Genomic DNA, 21,181 nt, shown 5'->3' with positions numbered 1-21,181 from the left:
GAAGAAATGTCAGGAGAAGTGCTTTCCCAGAATGAGATCGACGCATTATTATCCGCCATCTCAACAGGCGAAATGGATGCAGAAGAGCTGAAAAAAGAGGAAACGACGAAAAAAGTGAAGGTGTATGACTTTAAACGTGCACTGCGTTTTTCAAAAGACCAGATTCGAAGTTTAACAAGGATTCATGATAACTTCGCTAGACTGCTCACCACGCATTTTTCAGCGCAGCTAAGATCATATATTCAAATTACTGTCAGCTCGGTTGACCAAGTACCATACGAAGAATTTATTCGTTCGATTCCTAATATGACATTATTAAACTTATTTTATGTCAGCCCGCTTGAAGGAAGAATCATGCTTGAAGTGAACCCAACAATCGGCTATGCGATGATGGACAGGCTGATGGGCGGGATTGGCATTAGTCATAATAAGACAGAATCACTTACAGAAATTGAAACAAAGATTATCTCAAATATGTTTGAGGGAGCTTTGGAAAATTACAGAGAAGCGTGGCAGTCCATAACCGACATCGAGCCTGAAATGGCAGATTTCGAGGTAAATCCCCAGTTTGTTCAAATGGTGTCACCAAACGAAACAGTTGTCGTCATTTCTCTTAATACACAAATTGGCGAGGTAAGCGGGGTTATTAACCTATGTATTCCTCACGTTGTATTAGAGCCTATTATTCCGAAGCTGTCTGTACACTACTGGATGCAGTCTGAACGAAATGAACCAAAACAGCAAGAAACAAAGGCCATTGAAAAACGGATTATGAAGGCAAAAATACCGGTAGTCGCAGAGCTGGGACAATCGGAAATGACGGTGGAAGAGTTTTTGAATTTGGAAATTGGTGATTGTATTGCCTTGGACAAACCAGTAAATGCGCCTCTTACTGTTATGGTCGGAAATAAACCGAAATTCTTGGGACAGGCCGGCCGCGTGAATCGGAAACAGGCGATTCAAATTCTAGATCACGACATAAGAGGTGAAGAAGATGGAGAATAACGGAAGTAAATTATCACAAGACGAAATCGATGCGCTCCTTAAAGGAGGCAGCAATGACGATATAGAGCCTGATACAATCCTTTCTGCAATGGAGCAAGATGCCATTGGAGAAATCGGAAATATTTCATTCGGCAGCTCTGCAACAGCACTTTCAACCCTATTAAATCAAAAAGTGGAGATTACAACTCCAACTGTTACTGTGATTCAAAAAAGTATGCTGAATGAGGAATTTCCTCATCCGTATGTCGCTATCGAAGTGAATTATACGGAAGGCTTCAGCGCAAGTAACCTGCTTGTCGTCCAGCAAACAGATGCAGCAGTCATTGCGGACTTAATGATGGGCGGAGACGGGACAAATGCTGACCCTTCTTTAAGCGAGATTCACTTAAGTGCAGTACAAGAAGCAATGAACCAAATGATGGGTTCTGCTGCGACATCCATGTCGACTGTCTTTAATAAAAAGATTGATATTTCTCCGCCGCGCGTCGAATTACTTGATGTGAAAGAAGGAGAAGGGACAGACCGCATTCCAGCTGAAGAAATGCTTGTCAAAGTATCCTTCAGATTAAAAATAGGTGAACTCATCGATTCAAATATTATGCAGCTTTATCCTATTACATTTGCGAAGGATTTAATCGCAGAATTAACAGATCCTGCGCAAGAAGAAGAGCTGGTTCAAGAAGCTCAAGTGAGTGCACCTGAACCTCAGCCGGCAGCAACGCAAACGCAGTCTGCCCCAGCGCAGCAAGCAGCACCGCCGAAAAGACAGGCGAAGCCGAAGCCGGCAGCACCTGTAAATGTGGCGCCAGTTGAATTTGAATCGTTCAGTGAGCCTCAGCATACAACAAGCCAACTTGGAAACCTTGATATGCTGATGGACATTCCGCTTTCCATTACGGTGGAACTTGGAAGAACTCAGCGCAGTGTGAAAGAAGTTCTTGAGCTTTCAGCTGGAAGTATTATTGAACTGGACAAACTTGCTGGTGAGCCAGTAGACATTCTAGTTAACAAACGAATCGTCGCCAAAGGGGAAGTCGTTGTCATTGATGAGAACTTTGGTGTTCGTGTGACTGATATTTTAAGTCAGTCAGAAAGACTTTCTAATTTAAAATAAACAAACATATAGGGAGAGAATAAGTAAATGGCTACTAAGGTATTAATCGTAGATGATGCAGCATTCATGAGAATGATGATCAAGGATATTCTTGTAAAAAACGGATTTGATGTAGTAGGAGAAGCAGAAAACGGCGCACAAGCAGTTGAAAAATATAAAGAAACATCTCCTGATCTTGTCACAATGGATATCACAATGCCAGAAATGGACGGAATCACAGCACTAAAAGAAATTAAACAAATCGATGCTTCTGCAAAAATCATCATGTGTTCTGCTATGGGACAGCAGTCAATGGTTATTGATGCGATCCAAGCAGGTGCAAAAGACTTTATCGTGAAGCCATTCCAGGCAGACCGTGTACTTGAAGCAATTAATAAAACGTTAGGCTAAAAAAGGGTGTAAGATTTGTTGAAAAAACGTTTGATATGTATAGCAATGATCAGTTTTATGCTTTTCTTGACGATGCAGCCTGCCTCACTGTTTGCCGAAACGAAAGATCCTGAGAATGGCACAGTGAATGACTGGCTCAAAGATGAGAATGAAAGCAAAAAGGATACAGAGAAGAAAACCACTGACAATCAAACGAATCCGGCAGAAGAAGTTCCCTCTTCTTCTGTCTCCATTATGGATTTTGTCAAAATGATTGGTGCCTTACTTTTTGTCATCCTGCTTATTTATGGTTTAGTGAGATTTGTTGGTAAGCAAAACCGCTTACTCAAACCATTTCGCTATGTTGAAAATATCGGCGGAACGACAGTCGGACAAAACCGTTCAGTCCAGCTGATCAAAGTGGGCAAACGAGTATTAGTTGTCGGCGTAGCAGACTCAATCCAGCTGCTAAAAGAAATTGATGATGAACAAGAATGTGAAGCGATCGTGAAACAATATGAAGAAGCGATGGAAAGCAAAACCGATTTACCAAAAATGGTTCAAAAATTCACATCGCAGATAAAGAAACATGATCAGCCGACCACTTCTTCTTTTTCAGCCAATTTAAAGGCGCAGCTAGCCGAATTGAAAAAGACCCAATCAGAAGTCAGAAAGAAAGGCCCGAAACAAAATGAATGAGTTTATCGATTTATTTAATTCCAGCGGTGCAGGAAATATCAGCACATCTGTCCGTCTTCTTTTACTTTTAACTGTGTTTTCGGTTGCACCGGGCATTCTCATTTTAATGACGTGTTTTACACGGATTGTGATTGTTCTTTCATTCGTCAGAACATCACTTGCAACCAACTCAATGCCGCCAAACCAAGTGCTTGTTGGACTTGCGTTGTTTCTCACATTTTTTATCATGGCACCCACGTTCTCACAGATTAATAAAGAGGCGCTGACGCCCCTTTTAAATGACGACATCACGTTAAATCAGGCATATGAAAAAGCCGAAGTGCCTATTAAAGAGTTTATGAGTAAACATACAAGACAAAAAGATTTGGCTTTATTTCTTAGCTACGCAAAAATGGATACACCTGAATCGATTAAAGATATTCCTTTAACGGCGATGGTTCCCGCTTTTGCCATTTCAGAATTAAAGACGGCATTTCAAATTGGTTTCATGATCTTTATTCCATTTTTAATTATTGACATGGTGGTCGCAAGTGTTCTGATGTCAATGGGAATGATGATGCTTCCGCCGGTTATGATATCGCTCCCTTTCAAAATCTTGTTATTTGTTTTAGTCGATGGATGGTATTTGATAGTTAAATCTTTGCTGCAAAGCTTTTAGAGTAGGTGCTTAAAACATGAGTTCAGAATTTGTCATTACGATGGCTGAAAGATCAGTGTATGTAGTATTGCTTGTGAGTGGGCCGCTTCTAGCGCTCGCACTCATTGTGGGACTGATTGTCAGTGTGTTTCAGGCGACAACCCAAATTCAAGAACAGACGCTTGCGTTTATTCCTAAGATTGTTGCAGTACTCATTGGACTTGTTGTGTTTGGTCCATGGATGCTTTCAACAATCGTGTCCTTTACGACAGAGCTGTTCTCGAATTTAGATCGATTTGCAGGTTAACCAGCGATGTCAATTATAGAATTATTCCCTGCTTTTCTTTTAGTTTTTATTCGGATCACCGCTTTTTTTGTGACAGTACCGCTTTTAGCGCATAGAACGATCCCGGCTGTACACAGAGTTGGATTCTCACTGTTTTTAGCTGTCATTAGTTTTAGCACCATAAAAGAACCGCCAGCACTCGACATAGACGGTCTTTATATGATGCTTGCGGTGAAAGAAGCGATGGTCGGCCTGCTGCTTGGGCTGATTGCATACATCATGGTGTCCGCTGTTCAAATTGCCGGCTCATTCATTGATTTTCAAATGGGTTTTGCGATTGCCAATATTATTGATCCGCAAACAGGGGCGCAAACGCCGCTGATGGGACAGTTTTTTTATACGGTCACATTGCTGTTGATGCTGGCAACAAACGCACATCATCTGCTGCTTGATGGAATCTATTACAGCTTTCAATACATTGCAGTTGATCAATATGCGCTGAATTTCGGCAGTGAATCCTTTGCTTACTTTATCGCAAAGAGCTTCAACCAAATGTTTATCATAGCCTTTCAAATCTCGGCACCTGTAGTGGCAAGTCTATTTTTAGTCGATTTGGCACTGGGGATTGTGGCACGTACAGTTCCGCAAATGAACGTATTTGTGGTCGGACTTCCTATTAAAATCGGTGTGAGTTTTATTATGATCATCATCTGTATGGGCGTCATCTTCGGGGTTGTCCAAAATACATTTGAAACGATTGTACTCACCATGAGGAATTTCTTAGCATTGGTCGGTGGTTCGTCATGATGACAAGGCTTAGACTAGACTTGCAATTTTTCGCAGGTGAAAAAACAGAAAAAGCAACGCCGAAAAAAAGGCGGGATTCACGTAAAAAAGGACAGGTTGCCAAAAGTACCGACGTCAATACAGCCATCTCATTTCTATTAATCTTTTTATCATTCTTTTTTATTGGGCCTTTTATGAAAGAGCGGATTATCGCGCTCATTGAACGTTTTTATTCAACAACTATGCTAATGAAGGTTAGCACATCTAATATTCATCAACTATTCTTGGAATTGCTTCAGGAAACAGGGCTCCTCCTCATGCCAATCCTTGGTGTTGGTATGCTGGCGGGCATTCTCAGTAACTATTTACAAGTCGGCTTTCTCTTTTCACCAGAAGTGATCAAACCGAAATTAGAAAAGCTTGACCCAATCAAAGGATTTAAACGGATATACAGTATTCGAGCCCTCGTAGAGCTATTAAAATCGATTTTGAAAATTGGCTTTGTTGGCTTTGCCACATTTATTGCTCTTTGGATGCACTTTGATGAAATTCTGCGTCTTCCTTTATTAACAGCAGAGGAAACCCTTCATTTCGTCGCAAATATGACCTTGATTATGGGGCTGTATGCTGCTGGTGCTCTTCTGATCTTAGCAGGGCTTGATTATATGTATCAGAAATTTGATTATGAAAAAAACTTGCGGATGTCCAAACAAGACATCAAAGATGAGTATAAAAAATCAGAGGGTGACCCGCTCATAAAATCAAAGATTAAACAGCGTCAGCGGGAAATGGCCATGAGACGGATGATGCAGGAAGTCCCAAAAGCGGACGTCATCATTACAAACCCAACCCACTATGCCATTGCTTTAAAGTATGACGAAGAAAAAATGGACGCGCCCTTTGTTGTCGCAAAGGGAACCGATATTTTGGCTTTGAAAATTAGAACGATTGCGAAAGAGCACGATATCATGACCGTAGAAAACCGGCCGCTCGCTCGTGCACTATATGATCAGGTCGACATCGACCAAGCGGTGCCAGAAGAATATTTTAAGGCGATCGCAGAAATTTTAGCTTACGTCTATAAAACGAAACAAAAGATTTTATGAATTTTTGGTTTTAAAAGGAGAGAACAGGCATGTCAGCAAGAGATTTATCTGTTATATTCAGTGTTATTTTAATTGTGGCGATGCTGGTCATACCGTTTCCGCCAATGCTATTAAGTATTTTAATCATTATTAATATTTCTCTTGCGCTTATCGTGCTTCTCACCACTATGAACATGCAAGAACCACTGGAATTTTCAATTTTTCCATCATTGCTTTTGCTCTTAACACTGTTTCGTTTAGGGCTTAACATCTCTACAACACGTTCTATTCTTTCAACAGGAGATGCTGGAAAGGTTGTAGAAACGTTCGGTTCATTTGTTGTTGGAGGAAATATCATCGTTGGTCTCGTTGTTTTCCTTATTCTGATCATCATTCAGTTTATTGTTATTACTAAAGGGGCTGAGCGTGTATCAGAGGTTGCGGCAAGATTTACACTTGATGCGATGCCAGGTAAACAAATGAGTATTGACGCTGATTTAAATGCAGGAATGCTGACAGAAAGTGAAGCAAGAAACCGCCGTGAAAAAGTAGCGAGGGAAGCAGACTTTTATGGAGCGATGGACGGTGCCAGTAAGTTCGTTAAAGGGGACGCCATCGCTGGTATTATCATCGTTATCATCAATATTATATTTGGAATTATTATTGGGATGCTTCAGCAAGGCATGTCGATTCAAGAATCAGCTTCCCACTTTACCCTGTTAACAGTAGGGGACGGAATTGTTTCTCAAATTCCGGCACTCCTCATCTCAACGGCAACAGGGATTGTCGTGACGAGAGCAGCTTCTAACGGAAACCTTGGATCAGACATTACGAGTCAGCTCTTTGCCTTCCCAGCCATGCTTTATGTCACAGCAGGAACGATCTTCCTTCTTGGTTTGTTTACGCCAATCGGCGTACTTTTAACTGGGCCAATTGCAGGTTTAATAGCACTTGGCGCATATATGATGTCGAAAAACAAACAAGACCAAGAAGAAATTGAAGAGGTACTGGAGGAACAGGCAGAGGTAGAAGAGATGAAAAGTCCAGAAAGCGTCATTCATCTCCTGCAAATGGATGCCATTGAATTTGAATTTGGCTACGGCCTCATTCCGCTCGCTGATGCAAATCAGGGCGGTGACCTGTTAGACCGAATTGTGATGATCCGAAGGCAGCTTGCCCTCGAACTTGGTCTTGTCATTCCAGTCGTCCGAATCCGGGACAATATCGCACTGAACCCAAATGAATACCGGTTGAAAATTAAAGGGAACGAAGTAGCAAAAGGGGAGCTGCTGCTTGATCACTACTTAGCGATGTCCCCAACGCCTGATGATGATCCGATTGAAGGAATTGAAACAATCGAACCATCCTTTGGCCTGCCGGCTAAATGGATATCAGAAGCAGAAAAAGATCAAGCCGAGATGCTAGGCTATACGGTTGTGGACCCAGCATCGGTTGTGTCTACTCACATTACAGAGAAAATTAGACAAAACACACATGAATTGCTCGGACGCCAAGAAACGAAGCAATTAATCGATCATCTGAAAGAAAGTTATCCTGTCTTAGTAGATGAGGTAACGCCAAATCCGCTGGCAGTCGGTGATATTCAAAAAGTACTGGCGAAGCTGCTGAAAGAAAAGGTCTCTATCCGAAACCTTGTCACCATTTTTGAGACGCTTGCAGACTACGGAAAATTAACGACTGATACAGATTTATTAACAGAGTATGTCAGACAGGCGCTCGCAAGACAGATTACCGCACAGTATGCAAGAGAAAATGAATCATTGAAAGTCGTGACATGCTCAGGCCGAGTCGAAAAAGTAATTGCAGATAGCGTTCAGCAGACAGAGCATGGCAACTACTTATCGTTAGATCCAGAATCCTCTGAAAGTGTGATTCAATCAGTGGCGAGAGAAATTGAACAGCTTTCGCTTCGTCAGGAAACGCCGGTTCTATTATGCTCACCTCCTATAAGAATGTACGTTAAGCAGTTGTTAGAAAGATATTTCCCAGATTTACCGGTACTATCTTATAACGAACTAGAAGCGAATGTGGAAGTACAGAGCATCGGAGTGGTGGATATCTAATGAAAATGAAAAAAATCACAGCAAATTCTATGCAGGAGGCAACGATTCAAATTAGGCAGCAGCTTGGGAAAGATGCCGTTATTTTAAATTCTAAAACCGTTGTCAAACGCAAACTGTTCGGGTTAAAGAAGCAGCAAATGGTCGAAGTGATTGCAGTGCTGGATCAAGATTTCGAGGAAAGAGCTGGTAAAGGTTTAAACCCTGCGCCGCCTCTTCCAGTGTTACCAAAAAAGGAACAAGTTCAAAAGCTGCCCGAAGAGCCATCCTTTGCTCCCAAGGCGGCGAAACAAGCGCCTTCTCATGCTCAGCCTTTAGAATATGTGAGGAATGAACGGCATGCGGGTATTCTGCCTGATCCTCTCATAGCAATCGATCAAAAGCTAAAGGATCAAGGTCTTGATGATGCTATTCGAGACGAATGCCTGAAGGGTCTTTTAACAAAGGGCGCAGTTAAAGATGATCACATAAATAAAGAGCTTGAACAACTGCTGACAGATATGCTGCCAGCGCAAACCTCTGATGAGCCGATGATTTCGTCAAAATACATTGTACTGTTCGGTTCAACCGGAGCTGGTAAAACGACAACGATTGCAAAGCTGGCCGCTAAAACAGCCATTCAGCAGCAAAAGAAGATTGCTTTTATTACAACCGATACGTACCGGATTGCAGCAATCGAACAGCTGAAAACTTATGCTGAACTGCTGAATGCACCGCTTGAAGTTTGTTATTCGAGAGAGGATTTTGTAAAAGCCCAAGAGACCTTTAAAGAGTATGATCATATTTTCATCGATACAGCAGGCCGTAACTTTAAAGAAGAAGCGTATATCAAAGAGCTGACCGACATTATTCCATTTGATGAGAGCATTCAAAGTTTTCTCGTGATGAGTGCCACATCGAAGTATCAAGACATGAAAGCCATGGTCAAACGTTTTGAACACGTTCCAATCGATCAATTCATTTTTACAAAAGTAGATGAAACGGACACGATGGGAACCATTTTTCAAATCATTGCAGACTCTCAAATCAAACTTGGTTTTTTAACAAATGGCCAAAATGTGCCTGAGGATATTCTTGAAGGCTCTCCTCTTGAACTAACAAGGATGGTTTTACAATCATGAAGCCCGACCAAGCAGAAGGGTTAAGAAAACTAGTTCAGCAGAGTCAAATGATCACACCGGCTCCTCTTAACGTCAGCGGACAGGCAAAAACCATTGCCGTCATGAGCGGTAAAGGCGGGGTAGGTAAATCGAATTTGACACTGAATATGGCACTGTCTATCGCAAGTACAGGCAAAAGAGTGTTAGTGATCGATCTTGATTTTGGGATGGGGAATATTGATATTTTACTAGGGAAAACATCGACTAGTTCTATATTAGATGTTCTCGTCAGAAAAAAATCCTTCCAAGCAGCCATGACAAAAGGAACGGATAACCTATATTACATTTCTGGCGGAAGCGGACTTGAACAGCTGTTTTCTTTAGATAAAGATCAATGGTCGTTCTTTTTGGAAGAGATGGAAAGAATGATGCAGGGCTTTGATTGTATTTTCTTTGATATGGGTGCTGGCTTGTCAAAAGATCAGCTGCCTTTTGTCTTATCAGCAGGAGAAGTGGTCGTTGTGACTACGCCAGAGCCAACATCCATCATGGATGCCTACAGCGCGATTAAACACTTAGCCATTCATCAGTTTGAACGGTCTGTGCAAATCATAGTCAACCGGTGTAAAAGCCCGTCAGAAGGGTCTGAAACCTACCGGAAATTAGCAGGAGTGGTCACATCTTTTCTTCACAGAAAACTTGTATTTGCTGGTGCTGTGCCTGATGATCCTGCGGTTCCTAAAGCAGTATCAGAACAAATTCCATTTTATATGAAGCAGCCTCATTCAAGGCTGAGTAAAACGATTAAGATGCTGGCAGAAACACTATATCATCAGCAGATAAGAGAGGCACGGAGAGAACAGCATACGTTTATAGATAAGTTGTCCTCTTTTTTTAAAAGGAGGAAGGTGGACTCATGATCAGAGTGCTAGTAGTAGATGACTCGGCCTTTATGAGAAAGCTCATTAGTGATTTTTTAAGTGCCGAGCAAGAAATAGAAGTCGTCGGAACGGCGCGAAATGGGGAAGATGCCTTAAAACGGATCAAGGAACTGAATCCAGATGTTGTCACATTAGATGTGGAAATGCCTGTTTTAAATGGAACAGAAGCATTAAAACAAATTCTGGCTGAACACGACCTTGCCGTGATTATGGTGTCAAGCCAGACAAAGCAAGGTAAAGATTTAACCATCCATTGCTTAGAACTCGGTGCTTTCGACTTTGTGACAAAGCCTTCGGGAAGTATTTCTCTCGATTTGCACAAAGTGAGGGGGCAAATTGTAGAGCGGGTACTTGCAGCAGGACTGTCAAGGAAACGTACTGAAGAGAGGGTGTCTCCTAAGCCAGTGATAAAGCCGCCAAGTCCAGTGGCTGCACTTCGCCCGCAATCAGTAAAAGGAGGCTCACTCCGAAAGATTATTACTATCGGAACATCTACGGGAGGGCCAAGGGCACTTCAACGAGTCGTAACGAAGCTGCCTAAGGACATAGAGGCACCTATATTGATTGTGCAGCATATGCCGGCAGGATTCACGGCATCACTTGCTACCAGGTTAGATCATTTATCACAAATTACAATTAAAGAAGCACAAGACGGAGACATCGCGAAAAATGGAGTGGCTTACATAGCTCCTGGTGGAATGAATATGTCACTTCATGACCAAGGGGGGTCACTCGTCATTAGGCTGTCCCCTGAAGACACGGAAAGCCGGCACAAACCATCTGTTAACTATTTATTTGAATCCATCAGCAGCATAAAAGGTTACGAGAAAATCGCTGTCATTATGACAGGTATGGGCAGTGACGGTACTGAAGGTGTCAAAAAAATGGTCGCAAGCGGTCATACGAAAGTCATTGCAGAAAAAGAAGAATCATGTGTTGTTTTCGGAATGCCTAAATCAGTCATTAAAGCAGGCCTTGCACATGAAACAAGGCATGTGGATGACATCGCACATGCAATTATAAGCTCCATGAAAAAAGAGAGGGCGTGAACACGTTGGATGTAAACCAATACTTAGATATCTTTTTAGATGAAAGCAGAGAACACTTACAAACTTGTAATGAAAAACTTCTTGATTTAGAAAAGAACCCAACCGACTTGCAGCTAGTGAATGATATATTCAGAGCGGCTCATACATTGAAAGGCATGAGTGCAACGATGGGCTTTGACGATATGGCTCACCTAACGCATCACTTAGAAAACATGTTTGATGCTATCCGTAATGAACAAATGATTGTCACTCCTGAGTCAATGGATACGATGTTCGAAGCACTCGATCACCTTGAAGCAATGGTTCAATCGATTGCAGAAGGCGGAGACGGGAAACGTGATGTCACAGAGATTAGTAAAAAGCTAGATGTGACAGGAAGCCATGCTGAGGCAGCTTCTAGCGTTGAAACAGCGGATGCATCAGCTGCTGCCGCTAATGACTTAGATTATAACGAATTTGAACGAACGGTTCTTGATGAAGCGAGAGAGCAAGGCTTCAAATGCTATGAACTCAACGTGACATTAAGCGAAGCGTGCTTACTAAAAGCCGTTCGTGTCTATATGATTTTTGAAAGACTAAATGAAGCAGGCGAGGTTGTCAAAACCGTTCCAAATGCAGAACTATTAGAATCAGAAGATTTTGAATCTGAATTCAGCATTTCTTATCTTTCTAAACAGCCGATGGACGAAGTGCAGAAAATCGTCACGTCAATCTCAGAGGTTGAGAAGGTTGAAATCTCTGAAGTCTCCGCATTTGAAGAAGCAGCTCCGGCTCAAAAACAAGAGGCGCAGCCTGAACAGAAAAAAGAAGAAGTATCCGTTCCTGCTGCGAAAGCGCCAGCAAATGATGCGCCAAAAGCAAATGGCAATAACGGTGCAGCTGCCGGCGGAACGAAAACAATTCGTGTCAACATCGACCGTCTAGATTCTCTTATGAACCTATTTGAAGAACTTGTGATTGATAGAGGCCGATTAGAACAGATTGCTAAAGAACTAGAAAATAACGAACTCACAGACACAGTCGAAAGAATGACACGTATTTCTGGAGACCTGCAATCAATCATCCTGAACATGAGAATGGTACCTGTTGAAACTGTGTTTAACAGATTCCCGCGTATGATTCGTCAATTGACGAAAGAGCTTAATAAGAAAATTGAACTTATTATTGAGGGTGCTGAGACAGAGCTTGATCGAACAGTGATCGACGAGATTGGAGATCCCCTCTTGCACTTACTTAGAAACAGTCTAGATCACGGGATTGAATCACCAGAAGAACGTGTGAAAAAAGGCAAGCCGGAAAAAGGTACGGTTCTATTAAAAGCGTATCATAGCGGAAACCATGTCTTCATTGAAGTAGAAGATGATGGAGGCGGTATTAACCGTAAAAAGGTGCTTGAAAAAGCGTTAGAGCGCGGGGTTATTACAGAAAGAGAAGCAGAAACGCTTGAAGATCATCAAATTGATTCATTGATCTTTGCAGCAGGATTCTCTACAGCTGATACGATTTCTGACATCTCAGGCCGTGGTGTAGGTCTTGACGTTGTGAAAAACAAGCTGGAATCACTAGGCGGATCTGTGAGCATTAACTCAACAGAAGGACAGGGCTCACTATTCTCAATCCAGCTTCCGCTTACATTATCGATTATTTCCGTTCTTCTTGTAAAACTAGAAGAGGAAACTTTTGCGATTCCGATTTCTTCTATTATTGAAACGGCAGTCATTAAGAAAAGTGACATCCTTCAAACGCATGATCGTGAAGTGATTGATTTCCGCGGATTTATCGTACCGGTCGTGTACTTGAAGAAACAATTCCACGTACCAAATGCGAATGAATTAGAGGAAGAACTGCACATCATTGTTGTTCGTAAAGGAGACAAGCTGACAGCATTTGTGGTCGATTCATTTATTGGTCAGCAAGAGGTTGTATTAAAATCACTAGGAGATTATCTGCCAAACGTATTTGCGATATCCGGCGCAACCATCCTAGGTGACGGTCAAGTTGCACTCATCGTTGACTGTAATGCACTGATCAAGTAAAAAACAATAGAGGAGCGGTCTGAAATGAGTACAGATATCAAAACTGGCGAAAAGATGATTGTGTTTATCGTAAACAAAAAAGAATACGCCATTTCAGTATCAGAAGTAAAGTCCATTGAAAAATGGCAGCAGCCGACAAGAGTTCCTGGCGTTGCCCCTTATATATGCGGTGTTATTAATTTACGCGGTGTCGTGACCCCTGTCATTGACCTGAGAGTCAGACTTGGTTCCACTGACAACGAGATTACAGATGAAACAAGAATGATCATTGTACAAGTTGGCGACATTGAAGTCGGCTGGATTGTTGATGAAGCAAATGATGTGATTACCGTCCATCAGGAAGAAGTAGAATCTTCTCCTGAATCAGCTGAAAAAGAAGGACAGTCATGGGTGACAGGTATCATTAAGCATGATCAGCGTCTTTTCAATATCATTCATGCCGGTGCTGTCCTCGACAAGAGCGTTCAAGGTGCACCTGTTCATTAAGGGGGATGTGAAATGAGCATTTTCAACGAAATTAAAGATGAACAGCTAGATATTTTAGGAGAGGTTGGGAATATCGGGGCAGGCCACGCAGCGTCTGCTCTTGCCAACCTATTGGATCGCAAAATAGATATGGCTGTTCCTTTTGTCAAGGTTCTCTCGTTTGAAGATTTAATGGAATTCTTTGGGGGTGCAGATCTTCCCGTTGCAAGCATTTTCCTGCGAATGGAAGGGGATTTATCCGGTTCAATCTTTTTCATTATGCCGTTTGAGCAAGCGGAGCAATTTGTAAGAGAGCTTGTCCAGGACCCGGCATTTGATATTGATACGATTCATGAACATGAGATGGGAACGTCAGCACTTCATGAGCTGGGAAATATTTTAGCGGGCTCTTATTTATCAGCCCTTGCCGATTTAACAAAATTGCAGCTTTACCCAAGTGTTCCAGATGTCACGCTCGATATGTTCGGGGCTGTCATTAGTGAAGGGTTAATGCAATTCAGTCCTCTTGGCGATCAGGCGATTGTGATTGATACATCTATTTTTGATGATCAAAATAAGCAAGAGCTGAAAGGAAATATGTTTCTATTACCAGACTTTGAATCGTTTGAAAAACTATTCAAAGCATTAGGTAACCTATAATGAACGTGCAAATTCCGGCAGTTGTAAAGGTTGGTATTGCGGATGTTCAGCTTGTCAAAACACCGGACCGCATTCGGACATCCGGTCTCGGTTCTTGCGTAGGGCTTGTCTTGTTTGATCAAGAGAAAAAGCTGGCAGGCCTTGTCCATGTTATGCTTCCAGACTCCTCCCTTTCAAAAGGGGCGGTGGAGAACTTGGCTAAATATGCAGATACAGGTGTCAAGCATACAATTGATCTGCTCCTAAAAGCAGGCGCACGCAAACATGCGCTAAAGGCAAAACTTGCTGGCGGGGCGGAAATGTTTAAGTTTAAGTCAACCAATGATCTTATGAGAATTGGACCTAGAAACGTTTCAGCTGTGAAAGAACATCTATCTCTTCATCATATCCCGATTATTAGTGAGGATACAGGCGGAAACAATGGCCGTACGATTGAATTTGATCCGCTTACGGCAGAGCTTGAGATCCGCACTGTGAAGCAAGGCATTATGAAGATATAACTAAGGAAGTATAGGGGGATAAAGATGCAATCCTTAAATTACGAAGATCAGGCGCTATGGGCTAGATGGAAAGAGTGGAAAGACCCAGCTGCTGGAGATGATCTTATGCGCCGCTATATGCCGCTCGTCACATATCATGTTGGAAGAATTTCCATCGGTCTCCCGAAGTCAGTGCATAAAGAAGACTTGATCAGTCTAGGGATGCTCGGTTTATATGATGCCCTTGAAAAATTTGACCCTGGAAGAGATCTGAAGTTTGATACATATGCATCCTTCAGAATCCGCGGGGCCATCATCGACGGTCTTCGTAAAGAGGACTGGCTGCCTCGTACATCAAGAGAAAAAACAAAAAAAGTAGAAGCGGCTATTGAAAAGCTTGAACAGCGTTATTTGCGTAATGTGACGCCAACAGAGGTGGCTGAGGAACTCGGCATGAGTGAACAGGATGTCGTCACAACGATGAATGAAGGGTTCTTTGCAAATCTGCTCTCAATTGATGAGAAGCTGCATGATCAAGAAGACGGAGAAAACGTTCAAGTCATGATTCGCGACGAGAAGTCTGTGACTCCTGAAGAGAAAATGCTGAAAGATGAATTAATTGAACAGCTTTCTGAAAAAATCACAGAGCTTTCAGAAAAAGAAAAGCTCGTGATCAGTCTTTTCTATAAAGAAGAACTGACATTAACGGAAATCGGTCAAGTGCTCAATTTATCTACTTCGCGCATTTCGCAAATTCATTCAAAGGCCTTGTTCAAGCTTAAGCATCTGCTTGATAAAGCCATTCAATCTTAAAGAGTTAGTGAGTGAAAAAATATGTTATGGCTGATTAGCTTCATGCTTCATGCTGCACTTATTTATTTTGTGATCATTTTATATACGAGAATGAATTCGCTGAAGGCAACAGAACAAAAGCAGCGAGAACTTCTAGAAGAAACGGAAAATACCCTGGCTGCATTTTTGATGGAAGTCAAAGAAGAGAATGACAAACTATCAAAAGTGGCAGCCGCTTCCCCTGATTTTTCTGCTGAAGAGCTGAAATCGGATCTTCAGACACCAAAGCAGCCACAACCACCAATTGAATCCCAGCAATCGGTCGAAAGTGAAGATCCAGTACCAGAGCACCTGTCAGCTCTCCTTAGCGAAGTTGAGGTGCAGGAAGAGAAGGTAAATGAACCCGTTCCACAACTTGAAACAGAGGCTTCTCTGCCTTCTAAAAGTGAAATAGAAGAAACATTCGAGGACCAAGTGAAGACCTTATATGATGAAGGGCGATCACTAGAAGAAATAGCGAAAGAAATGAAAACTGGCAAGACAGAAATCGAGCTTTTATTAAAATTTAGCGGAAAGCTGTAAAGGATTCTTGATTGTCAGTCCATCATGTGTTATATTATTTCTTGGTGTTAAATACACACGCTTAATGATTCGTATGAAGGTGCTGCCGTGGCGCAGTTTTATGTGAACATGACTTAAGCGGAGGAAAAAAAACCATTATATTAGGAGGCAACAAAATGTCAGTTATTTCTATGAAACAATTGCTAGAAGCTGGTGTTCACTTCGGTCACCAAACTCGCCGTTGGAACCCAAAAATGAAGCGTTACATCTTTACAGAGCGTAACGGCATCTACATCATCGACCTTCAAAAAACGGTGAAAAAAGTAGAAGAAGCTTACAACTTCACTAAAAACCTTGCTGCTGACGGAGGAAAAATCCTTTTCGTTGGTACGAAAAAGCAAGCACAAGATTCAGTGAAAGAAGAAGCAATCCGTTCTGGTATGTTCTATGTGAACCAACGCTGGCTTGGTGGAACTTTAACAAACTTTGAAACAATCCAAAAACGTATTAAACGTTTAAAAGATATTGAAAAAATGCAAGAAAACGGTACGTTCGAAGTTCTTCCTAAGAAAGAAGTCGTTCAACTGAAAAAAGAATTAGAGCGTCTTGAAAAATTCCTAGGCGGAATCAAAGACATGAAGAGTCTTCCGGATGCACTTTTCATTATCGACCCTCGTAAAGAGCGTATTGCAGTTGCAGAAGCTCGTAAATTGAATATCCCAATCATCGGTATCGTTGACACAAACTGTGATCCAGACGAAATTGATGTTGTGATCCCTGCAAACGATGATGCAATCCGTGCTGTAAAACTTCTAACTGCTAAAATGGCAGATGCGATTCTTGAGTCTAAACAAGGCGAAGAAGAAGCTGTTGTAGAAGAAACGACAGAAACTGAAACAACAACTGCGTAACCTATTCAAAAGGTGATAAGAGGGAAATGCCTTTTATCACCTTTTTTTCACCTAGTAATCCGTGTTTAACATAGAAGGAGGAAATGTAAAATGGCAATTACTGCTCAATTAGTTAAAGAACTGCGTCAAAAAACTGGTGCAGGTATGATGGACTGTAAAAAAGCGTTAACAGAAACTGATGGTGACATCGAGAAAGCAATCGACCTTCTAAGAGAAAAAGGAATCGCAAAAGCTGCGAAAAAAGCAGACCGTATTGCGGCAGAAGGATTAACTCTTATCAAAACTGACGGCAACACAGGCGTAATCCTAGAAGTGAACTCTGAGACTGATTTCGTTGCGAAAAACGAAGGATTCCAAGCACTTCTTAACGAACTTGCTGATCATTTGCTTGCTGCTAAACCTGCAACAATTGAAGAAGCTCATGCTTCTAAAATGGAAAACGGTTCAACAGTTGAAGAGCATATCACATCTGCAATTGCGAAAATCGGAGAGAAAATCACTCTACGCCGTTTCTCTGTCATCACGAAAGAAGATAATGCTGCATTCGGTTCTTACCTTCACATGGGCGGACGTATCGGTGTGTTAGCTGTTCTTAACGGAACAACTGACGAAGATCTTGCAAGAGACATTGCAATGCACGTTGCAGCTGTAAACCCTAAATACATTTCTCGTGACCAAGTGTCAGAAGAAGAAGCAAACCGTGAGCGTGAAGTATTAACACAGCAAGCGCTTCAAGAAGGAAAGCCTGAAAACATCGTAGCTAAAATGGTAGAAGGCCGTCTAAACAAATTCTTCGAAGAAATTTGCTTACTTGACCAAGCGTTCGTTAAAAACCCAGATGAAAAGGTGAAACAAGTTGTAGCAGCGAAAAACGCAACTGTTCAAACTTATGTTCGCTATGAAGTGGGCGAAGGTATCGAAAAGCGTCAAGACAACTTTGCTGAAGAAGTTATGAGCCAAGTGAAAAAATAATGTTTGAAAAGCTCTCTGGGGCTTTTTTAGGGAGCACAAGCACTGTGTTCCCTATTTTTTAGAGGATATTGATTTACAAAAGGCAGTTTCTTACGCATAATAAGAGACGGTATAGTATACACTTGGAGGTTATCATGAGCAAACCGAAATATAATCGCATTGTACTGAAGCTAAGTGGCGAAGCACTAGCGGGTGATGCTGGAAATGGAATTAACCCAACTGTCATTCAATCAATTGCAAAGCAAGTAAAAGAAATTGCAGAGCTTGATGTTGAAGTTGCAGTCGTTGTAGGCGGAGGAAACCTTTGGCGCGGGAAGACAGGCAGTGATCTAGGAATGGACCGTGCAACAGCAGACTACATGGGGATGCTGGCAACAGTGATGAATTCACTGGCGTTGCAGGACAGCCTAGAAACGCTTGGCATTCAGTCTAGAGTGCAAACCTCTATTGAAATGAGACAGGTTGCAGAGCCATACATAAGAAGAAAAGCGATCCGTCATCTTGAAAAGAAACGTGTCGTCATTTTTGCTGCTGGAACAGGGAACCCTTATTTCTCTACAGATACTACGGCAGCACTTCGAGCAGCAGAAATAGAAGCAGATGTCATTTTAATGGCAAAAAATAATGTAGATGGTGTCTACAGTGCTGATCCTCGTACAGATGCGGATGCAGTAAAATATGATAAGCTTTCATATCTTGATGTACTTAAAGAAGGGCTTGCTGTAATGGATTCTACTGCGTCCTCATTATGTATGGACAATGACATTCCATTAATCGTATTCTCCATTATGGAAGAAGGAAATATTAAACGTGCCGTAAACGGCGAATCAATCGGAACGATCGTGAGGGGGAAATAACGTGTCAAAAGAAGTGTTGAACCAAACGAAAGAAAAAATGGAAAAAGCCGTACAAGCATACGGACGTGAGCTTGCAACTGTTCGTGCAGGCCGTGCAAATGCTTCACTGCTTGATAAAGTGACAGTTGATTATTACGGTGCACAAACACCACTTAACCAAATTGCGTCAATCACAGTGCCAGAAGCACGTATGCTGATTATCACTCCTTACGATAAAACAGCAATCGGTGATGTCGAAAAAGCGATCCAAAAGTCTGATCTTGGCATCACGCCAACAAGTGACGGAAATGTGATCCGCATTGCGATTCCTGCGCTGACAGAAGAAAGACGTAAAGAGCTTGTGAAAGTAGTAAAAAAATATTCAGAAGAAGCAAAAGTGGCTGTTCGTAACGTGCGTCGTGATGCAAACGATGATTTGAAAAAGCTTGAGAAAAATGGGGAGATCACTGAAGATGAATTAAGATCATCAACAGAGGATGTTCAAAAATTGACAGATGAATATGTCGCTAAAATTGATGACGTGACGAAAGATAAAGAAAAAGAAATCATGGAAGTTTAAGAAAAAACTATGTACAATAGATAATAGTGAAAAGACCCTCTTCATGTTTACAGGGGGTTTTTTTGTTAATACTGTTGATGACTATATTTTAGCGGGAACGCAACCTTTTTGGGTGATGGAGGAATCTCATGCTCAATATACTCAAAAATTGGAAGAATCAGCAAACAGCAGCTTCCAACTTAGAAAGCCTGACAAAAGAAGACATATTAAATGGAGAAATTCCTGAACATATCGCCATTATCATGGATGGGAACGGAAGATGGGCGAAAAAACGTGCTCTTCCACGGGTAGCAGGTCATCATGAAGGAATGAAAGTCGTCAAGCGCATGACAAAGCTTGCAAATGAGCTGAATGTCAAAGTGCTGACTTTGTATGCTTTCTCTACGGAAAATTGGAAACGTCCAAAACTAGAAGTAGACTTTTTAATGAAACTTCCTGAAGAATTTTTAAACATCTACCTGCCTGAACTCATCGAAGAAAATGTCCGTGTGCGTTTAACAGGTGATCCAGACGGCCTCCCGCAGCATACGAAAAAAGCGGTAGAGAACGCAGTAAAGAGTACGGCGAACAACGACGGACTCATTTTAAACTTTGCGCTCAACTATGGAGGGCGCACAGAAATCGTCTCCGCATGCAGACAAATTTCTGAAAAGGTCAAAGAAGGTAAGCTTCAAGCAGAAGACATCACAGAAGAGATGTTTTCAGCTTATTTAATGACAGAATCTCTTCAAGATCCGGATTTGCTCATTCGCACGAGTGGAGAAATTAGATTAAGCAACTTTATGCTTTGGCAAATTGCGTACAGCGAGTTTGTCTTTACGGATGTGCTTTGGCCTGACTTTTCTGATGAGCACCTTATAGGCGCTATCGGAGAGTATCAGCGCCGCGGCCGGAGGTTCGGTGGAATTTAGAGGGTGGTGCAGATGAAACAAAGAATTTTGACGGGTGTTTTGGCAGCTGCAGTCTTTTTGCTTGCTGTTATATATGGACAGATGCCATTTACCCTGCTGATTTATTTAATGGGAAGTGTCGCTCTCTTTGAGCTTTTAAGAATGAAAAAGATCTCGATTTTCAGCTTTCCTGGTATTGTCAGCTTAATATTGCTTTGGCTTTTAATGGGCGGAGACAACAGCTTCTTCCCAAACGTAGACGCATCAAAAATGCAGATTGCTTTATTTGCAGTCTTAATACTTTTAACTTATACAGTTTTGAGCAAAAACTCTTTCACATTCGATGAGGTTGCTTTTGTTGTATTAGCCACATTATATATTGGCGTTAGTTTCTATTATTTTATCCAAATTAGAGGCTTATATGGCATGAGTGCCATCTTCTTCGCAGCAGTGATTATTTGGTCTACTGACTCAGGAGCCTACTTTATTGGGAAATCTATGGGGAAACGAAAGCTTTGGCCAGAAATCAGCCCAAACAAAACAGTAGAAGGATTTATCGGCGGAATCGTCACAGCGGTCGTGTTGTCACTTGTGTTTCAGGCGGTTACAGGATTTTTGCCATCATATCTGCTTGTGATGTTTATTACTCTTTTACTCAGTATCTTTGGACAGCTTGGCGACCTTGTGGAATCTGCTTTAAAGCGTCATTATCACGTGAAGGATTCAGGGACAATTCTCCCTGGTCATGGCGGGATTTTGGACAGGTTTGACAGCTTTTTATTCGTTCTGCCGTTTTTATACTTACTGCTCGCAACGTTTGCCAGCTAACCTCATAGAAACTTATTGA

At 41.8% G+C, this 21,181-nt stretch carries 24 protein-coding genes; all 24 read left to right on the top strand.

Going from position 1 to position 21,181, the window contains the following annotated elements; all coding sequences use genetic code 11:
- Nucleotides 1-6: 6 nt before the first annotated feature.
- The 24 genes from fliM to NSS92_RS06440 all read left to right on the top strand — a co-directional run bounded on the left by fliM (nucleotide 7) and on the right by NSS92_RS06440 (nucleotide 21,162).
- Nucleotides 7-1,005: a flagellar motor switch protein FliM gene (gene fliM / locus NSS92_RS06555; RefSeq protein WP_024424167.1), complete on the top strand. Its 999-nt coding sequence runs from the start codon at nucleotides 7-9 to the stop codon at nucleotides 1,003-1,005.
- Nucleotides 995-2,119, top strand: a complete 1,125-nt coding sequence (gene fliY / locus NSS92_RS06550; RefSeq protein WP_267586255.1) for a flagellar motor switch phosphatase FliY — start codon at nucleotides 995-997, stop codon at nucleotides 2,117-2,119. Before fliM ends, fliY begins: the two co-directional genes overlap by 11 nt.
- Before the next feature lie 27 nt (nucleotides 2,120-2,146).
- Complete coding sequence (locus NSS92_RS06545; RefSeq protein ID WP_007499584.1) at nucleotides 2,147-2,509, top strand: response regulator; 363 nt, start codon at nucleotides 2,147-2,149, stop codon at nucleotides 2,507-2,509.
- 18 nt (nucleotides 2,510-2,527) lie between these two features.
- Nucleotides 2,528-3,187 (top strand): flagella biosynthesis regulatory protein FliZ, encoded by a 660-nt coding sequence (gene fliZ / locus NSS92_RS06540; protein WP_340867182.1) that lies wholly within the window; start codon nucleotides 2,528-2,530, stop codon nucleotides 3,185-3,187.
- Complete coding sequence (gene fliP, locus NSS92_RS06535; protein ID WP_008354479.1) at nucleotides 3,180-3,845, top strand: flagellar type III secretion system pore protein FliP; 666 nt, start codon at nucleotides 3,180-3,182, stop codon at nucleotides 3,843-3,845. Before fliZ ends, fliP begins: the two co-directional genes overlap by 8 nt.
- A gap of 16 nt (nucleotides 3,846-3,861) precedes the next feature.
- Entirely contained in the window at nucleotides 3,862-4,131 is a 270-nt protein-coding gene (fliQ, locus tag NSS92_RS06530; protein ID WP_003211206.1) for a flagellar biosynthesis protein FliQ, read from the top strand.
- Between the two features lie 6 nt (nucleotides 4,132-4,137).
- Nucleotides 4,138-4,917 (top strand): flagellar biosynthetic protein FliR, encoded by a 780-nt coding sequence (gene fliR, locus NSS92_RS06525; RefSeq protein WP_025092585.1) that lies wholly within the window; start codon nucleotides 4,138-4,140, stop codon nucleotides 4,915-4,917.
- A complete protein-coding gene (gene flhB, locus NSS92_RS06520; protein WP_340867181.1) occupies nucleotides 4,914-6,002 on the top strand; it encodes a flagellar biosynthesis protein FlhB in 1,089 nt (362 codons plus the stop codon). Before fliR ends, flhB begins: the two co-directional genes overlap by 4 nt.
- Nucleotides 6,003-6,031: 29 nt before the next feature.
- Nucleotides 6,032-8,065: a flagellar biosynthesis protein FlhA gene (gene flhA, locus NSS92_RS06515; RefSeq protein ID WP_267586259.1), complete on the top strand. Its 2,034-nt coding sequence runs from the start codon at nucleotides 6,032-6,034 to the stop codon at nucleotides 8,063-8,065.
- Nucleotides 8,065-9,183, top strand: a complete 1,119-nt coding sequence (gene flhF / locus NSS92_RS06510; protein ID WP_340867180.1) for a flagellar biosynthesis protein FlhF — start codon at nucleotides 8,065-8,067, stop codon at nucleotides 9,181-9,183. Before flhA ends, flhF begins: the two co-directional genes overlap by 1 nt.
- The gene (locus NSS92_RS06505; protein ID WP_324290815.1) at nucleotides 9,177-10,082 is read left to right on the top strand and encodes a MinD/ParA family protein; all 906 of its coding nucleotides are present in this window, start codon (nucleotides 9,177-9,179) and stop codon (nucleotides 10,080-10,082) included. Before flhF ends, NSS92_RS06505 begins: the two co-directional genes overlap by 7 nt.
- Entirely contained in the window at nucleotides 10,079-11,152 is a 1,074-nt protein-coding gene (locus NSS92_RS06500; protein ID WP_267586262.1) for a protein-glutamate methylesterase/protein-glutamine glutaminase, read from the top strand. The genes NSS92_RS06505 and NSS92_RS06500 overlap by 4 nt, the downstream gene beginning before the upstream one ends.
- A 5-nt stretch (nucleotides 11,153-11,157) precedes the next feature.
- Nucleotides 11,158-13,188, top strand: a complete 2,031-nt coding sequence (locus NSS92_RS06495) for a chemotaxis protein CheA (protein ID WP_340867179.1) — start codon at nucleotides 11,158-11,160, stop codon at nucleotides 13,186-13,188.
- Nucleotides 13,189-13,212: 24 nt separating this feature from the next.
- On the top strand, nucleotides 13,213-13,674 hold the full coding sequence (locus NSS92_RS06490; RefSeq protein ID WP_024424157.1) for a chemotaxis protein CheW: 462 nt from the start codon (nucleotides 13,213-13,215) through the stop codon (nucleotides 13,672-13,674).
- Nucleotides 13,675-13,686: 12 nt separating this feature from the next.
- Nucleotides 13,687-14,313 carry a chemotaxis protein CheC gene (locus NSS92_RS06485; protein ID WP_142944798.1) on the top strand — a complete coding sequence of 209 codons (627 nt, stop codon included), beginning with the start codon at nucleotides 13,687-13,689 and terminating at the stop codon, nucleotides 14,311-14,313.
- Nucleotides 14,313-14,813 (top strand): chemotaxis protein CheD, encoded by a 501-nt coding sequence (locus NSS92_RS06480; RefSeq protein ID WP_048239726.1) that lies wholly within the window; start codon nucleotides 14,313-14,315, stop codon nucleotides 14,811-14,813. Before NSS92_RS06485 ends, NSS92_RS06480 begins: the two co-directional genes overlap by 1 nt.
- Before the next feature lie 24 nt (nucleotides 14,814-14,837).
- Nucleotides 14,838-15,605, top strand: a complete 768-nt coding sequence (locus NSS92_RS06475; protein ID WP_024424154.1) for a FliA/WhiG family RNA polymerase sigma factor — start codon at nucleotides 14,838-14,840, stop codon at nucleotides 15,603-15,605.
- A gap of 21 nt (nucleotides 15,606-15,626) precedes the next feature.
- Nucleotides 15,627-16,166 (top strand): hypothetical protein, encoded by a 540-nt coding sequence (locus NSS92_RS06470; RefSeq protein ID WP_024424153.1) that lies wholly within the window; start codon nucleotides 15,627-15,629, stop codon nucleotides 16,164-16,166.
- Between the two features lie 155 nt (nucleotides 16,167-16,321).
- Nucleotides 16,322-17,056 carry a 30S ribosomal protein S2 gene (rpsB, locus tag NSS92_RS06465; RefSeq protein WP_024426991.1) on the top strand — a complete coding sequence of 245 codons (735 nt, stop codon included), beginning with the start codon at nucleotides 16,322-16,324 and terminating at the stop codon, nucleotides 17,054-17,056.
- A 90-nt stretch (nucleotides 17,057-17,146) separates the two neighbouring features.
- On the top strand, nucleotides 17,147-18,028 hold the full coding sequence (gene tsf / locus NSS92_RS06460; RefSeq protein ID WP_340867178.1) for a translation elongation factor Ts: 882 nt from the start codon (nucleotides 17,147-17,149) through the stop codon (nucleotides 18,026-18,028).
- A gap of 134 nt (nucleotides 18,029-18,162) precedes the next feature.
- Nucleotides 18,163-18,885, top strand: a complete 723-nt coding sequence (gene pyrH, locus NSS92_RS06455; protein WP_008344767.1) for a UMP kinase — start codon at nucleotides 18,163-18,165, stop codon at nucleotides 18,883-18,885.
- A 1-nt stretch (nucleotide 18,886) separates the two neighbouring features.
- Nucleotides 18,887-19,444: a ribosome recycling factor gene (gene frr / locus NSS92_RS06450; protein WP_340867177.1), complete on the top strand. Its 558-nt coding sequence runs from the start codon at nucleotides 18,887-18,889 to the stop codon at nucleotides 19,442-19,444.
- 128 nt (nucleotides 19,445-19,572) lie between these two features.
- The gene (locus NSS92_RS06445; protein WP_142944801.1) at nucleotides 19,573-20,355 is read left to right on the top strand and encodes an isoprenyl transferase; all 783 of its coding nucleotides are present in this window, start codon (nucleotides 19,573-19,575) and stop codon (nucleotides 20,353-20,355) included.
- A gap of 12 nt (nucleotides 20,356-20,367) precedes the next feature.
- A complete protein-coding gene (locus tag NSS92_RS06440; protein ID WP_024424148.1) occupies nucleotides 20,368-21,162 on the top strand; it encodes a phosphatidate cytidylyltransferase in 795 nt (264 codons plus the stop codon).
- The last annotated feature ends 19 nt before the right edge of the window (nucleotides 21,163-21,181 follow it).

Origin of the sequence: Bacillus sp. FSL M8-0166 (assembly GCF_038008825.1) — a bacterium.
GTDB classification, from domain to species: Bacteria; Bacillota; Bacilli; order Bacillales; family Bacillaceae; genus Bacillus; species Bacillus safensis.
Note: the sequence above shows the minus strand (reverse complement) of the source record. Positions and strands in the feature narration are given on the sequence as shown.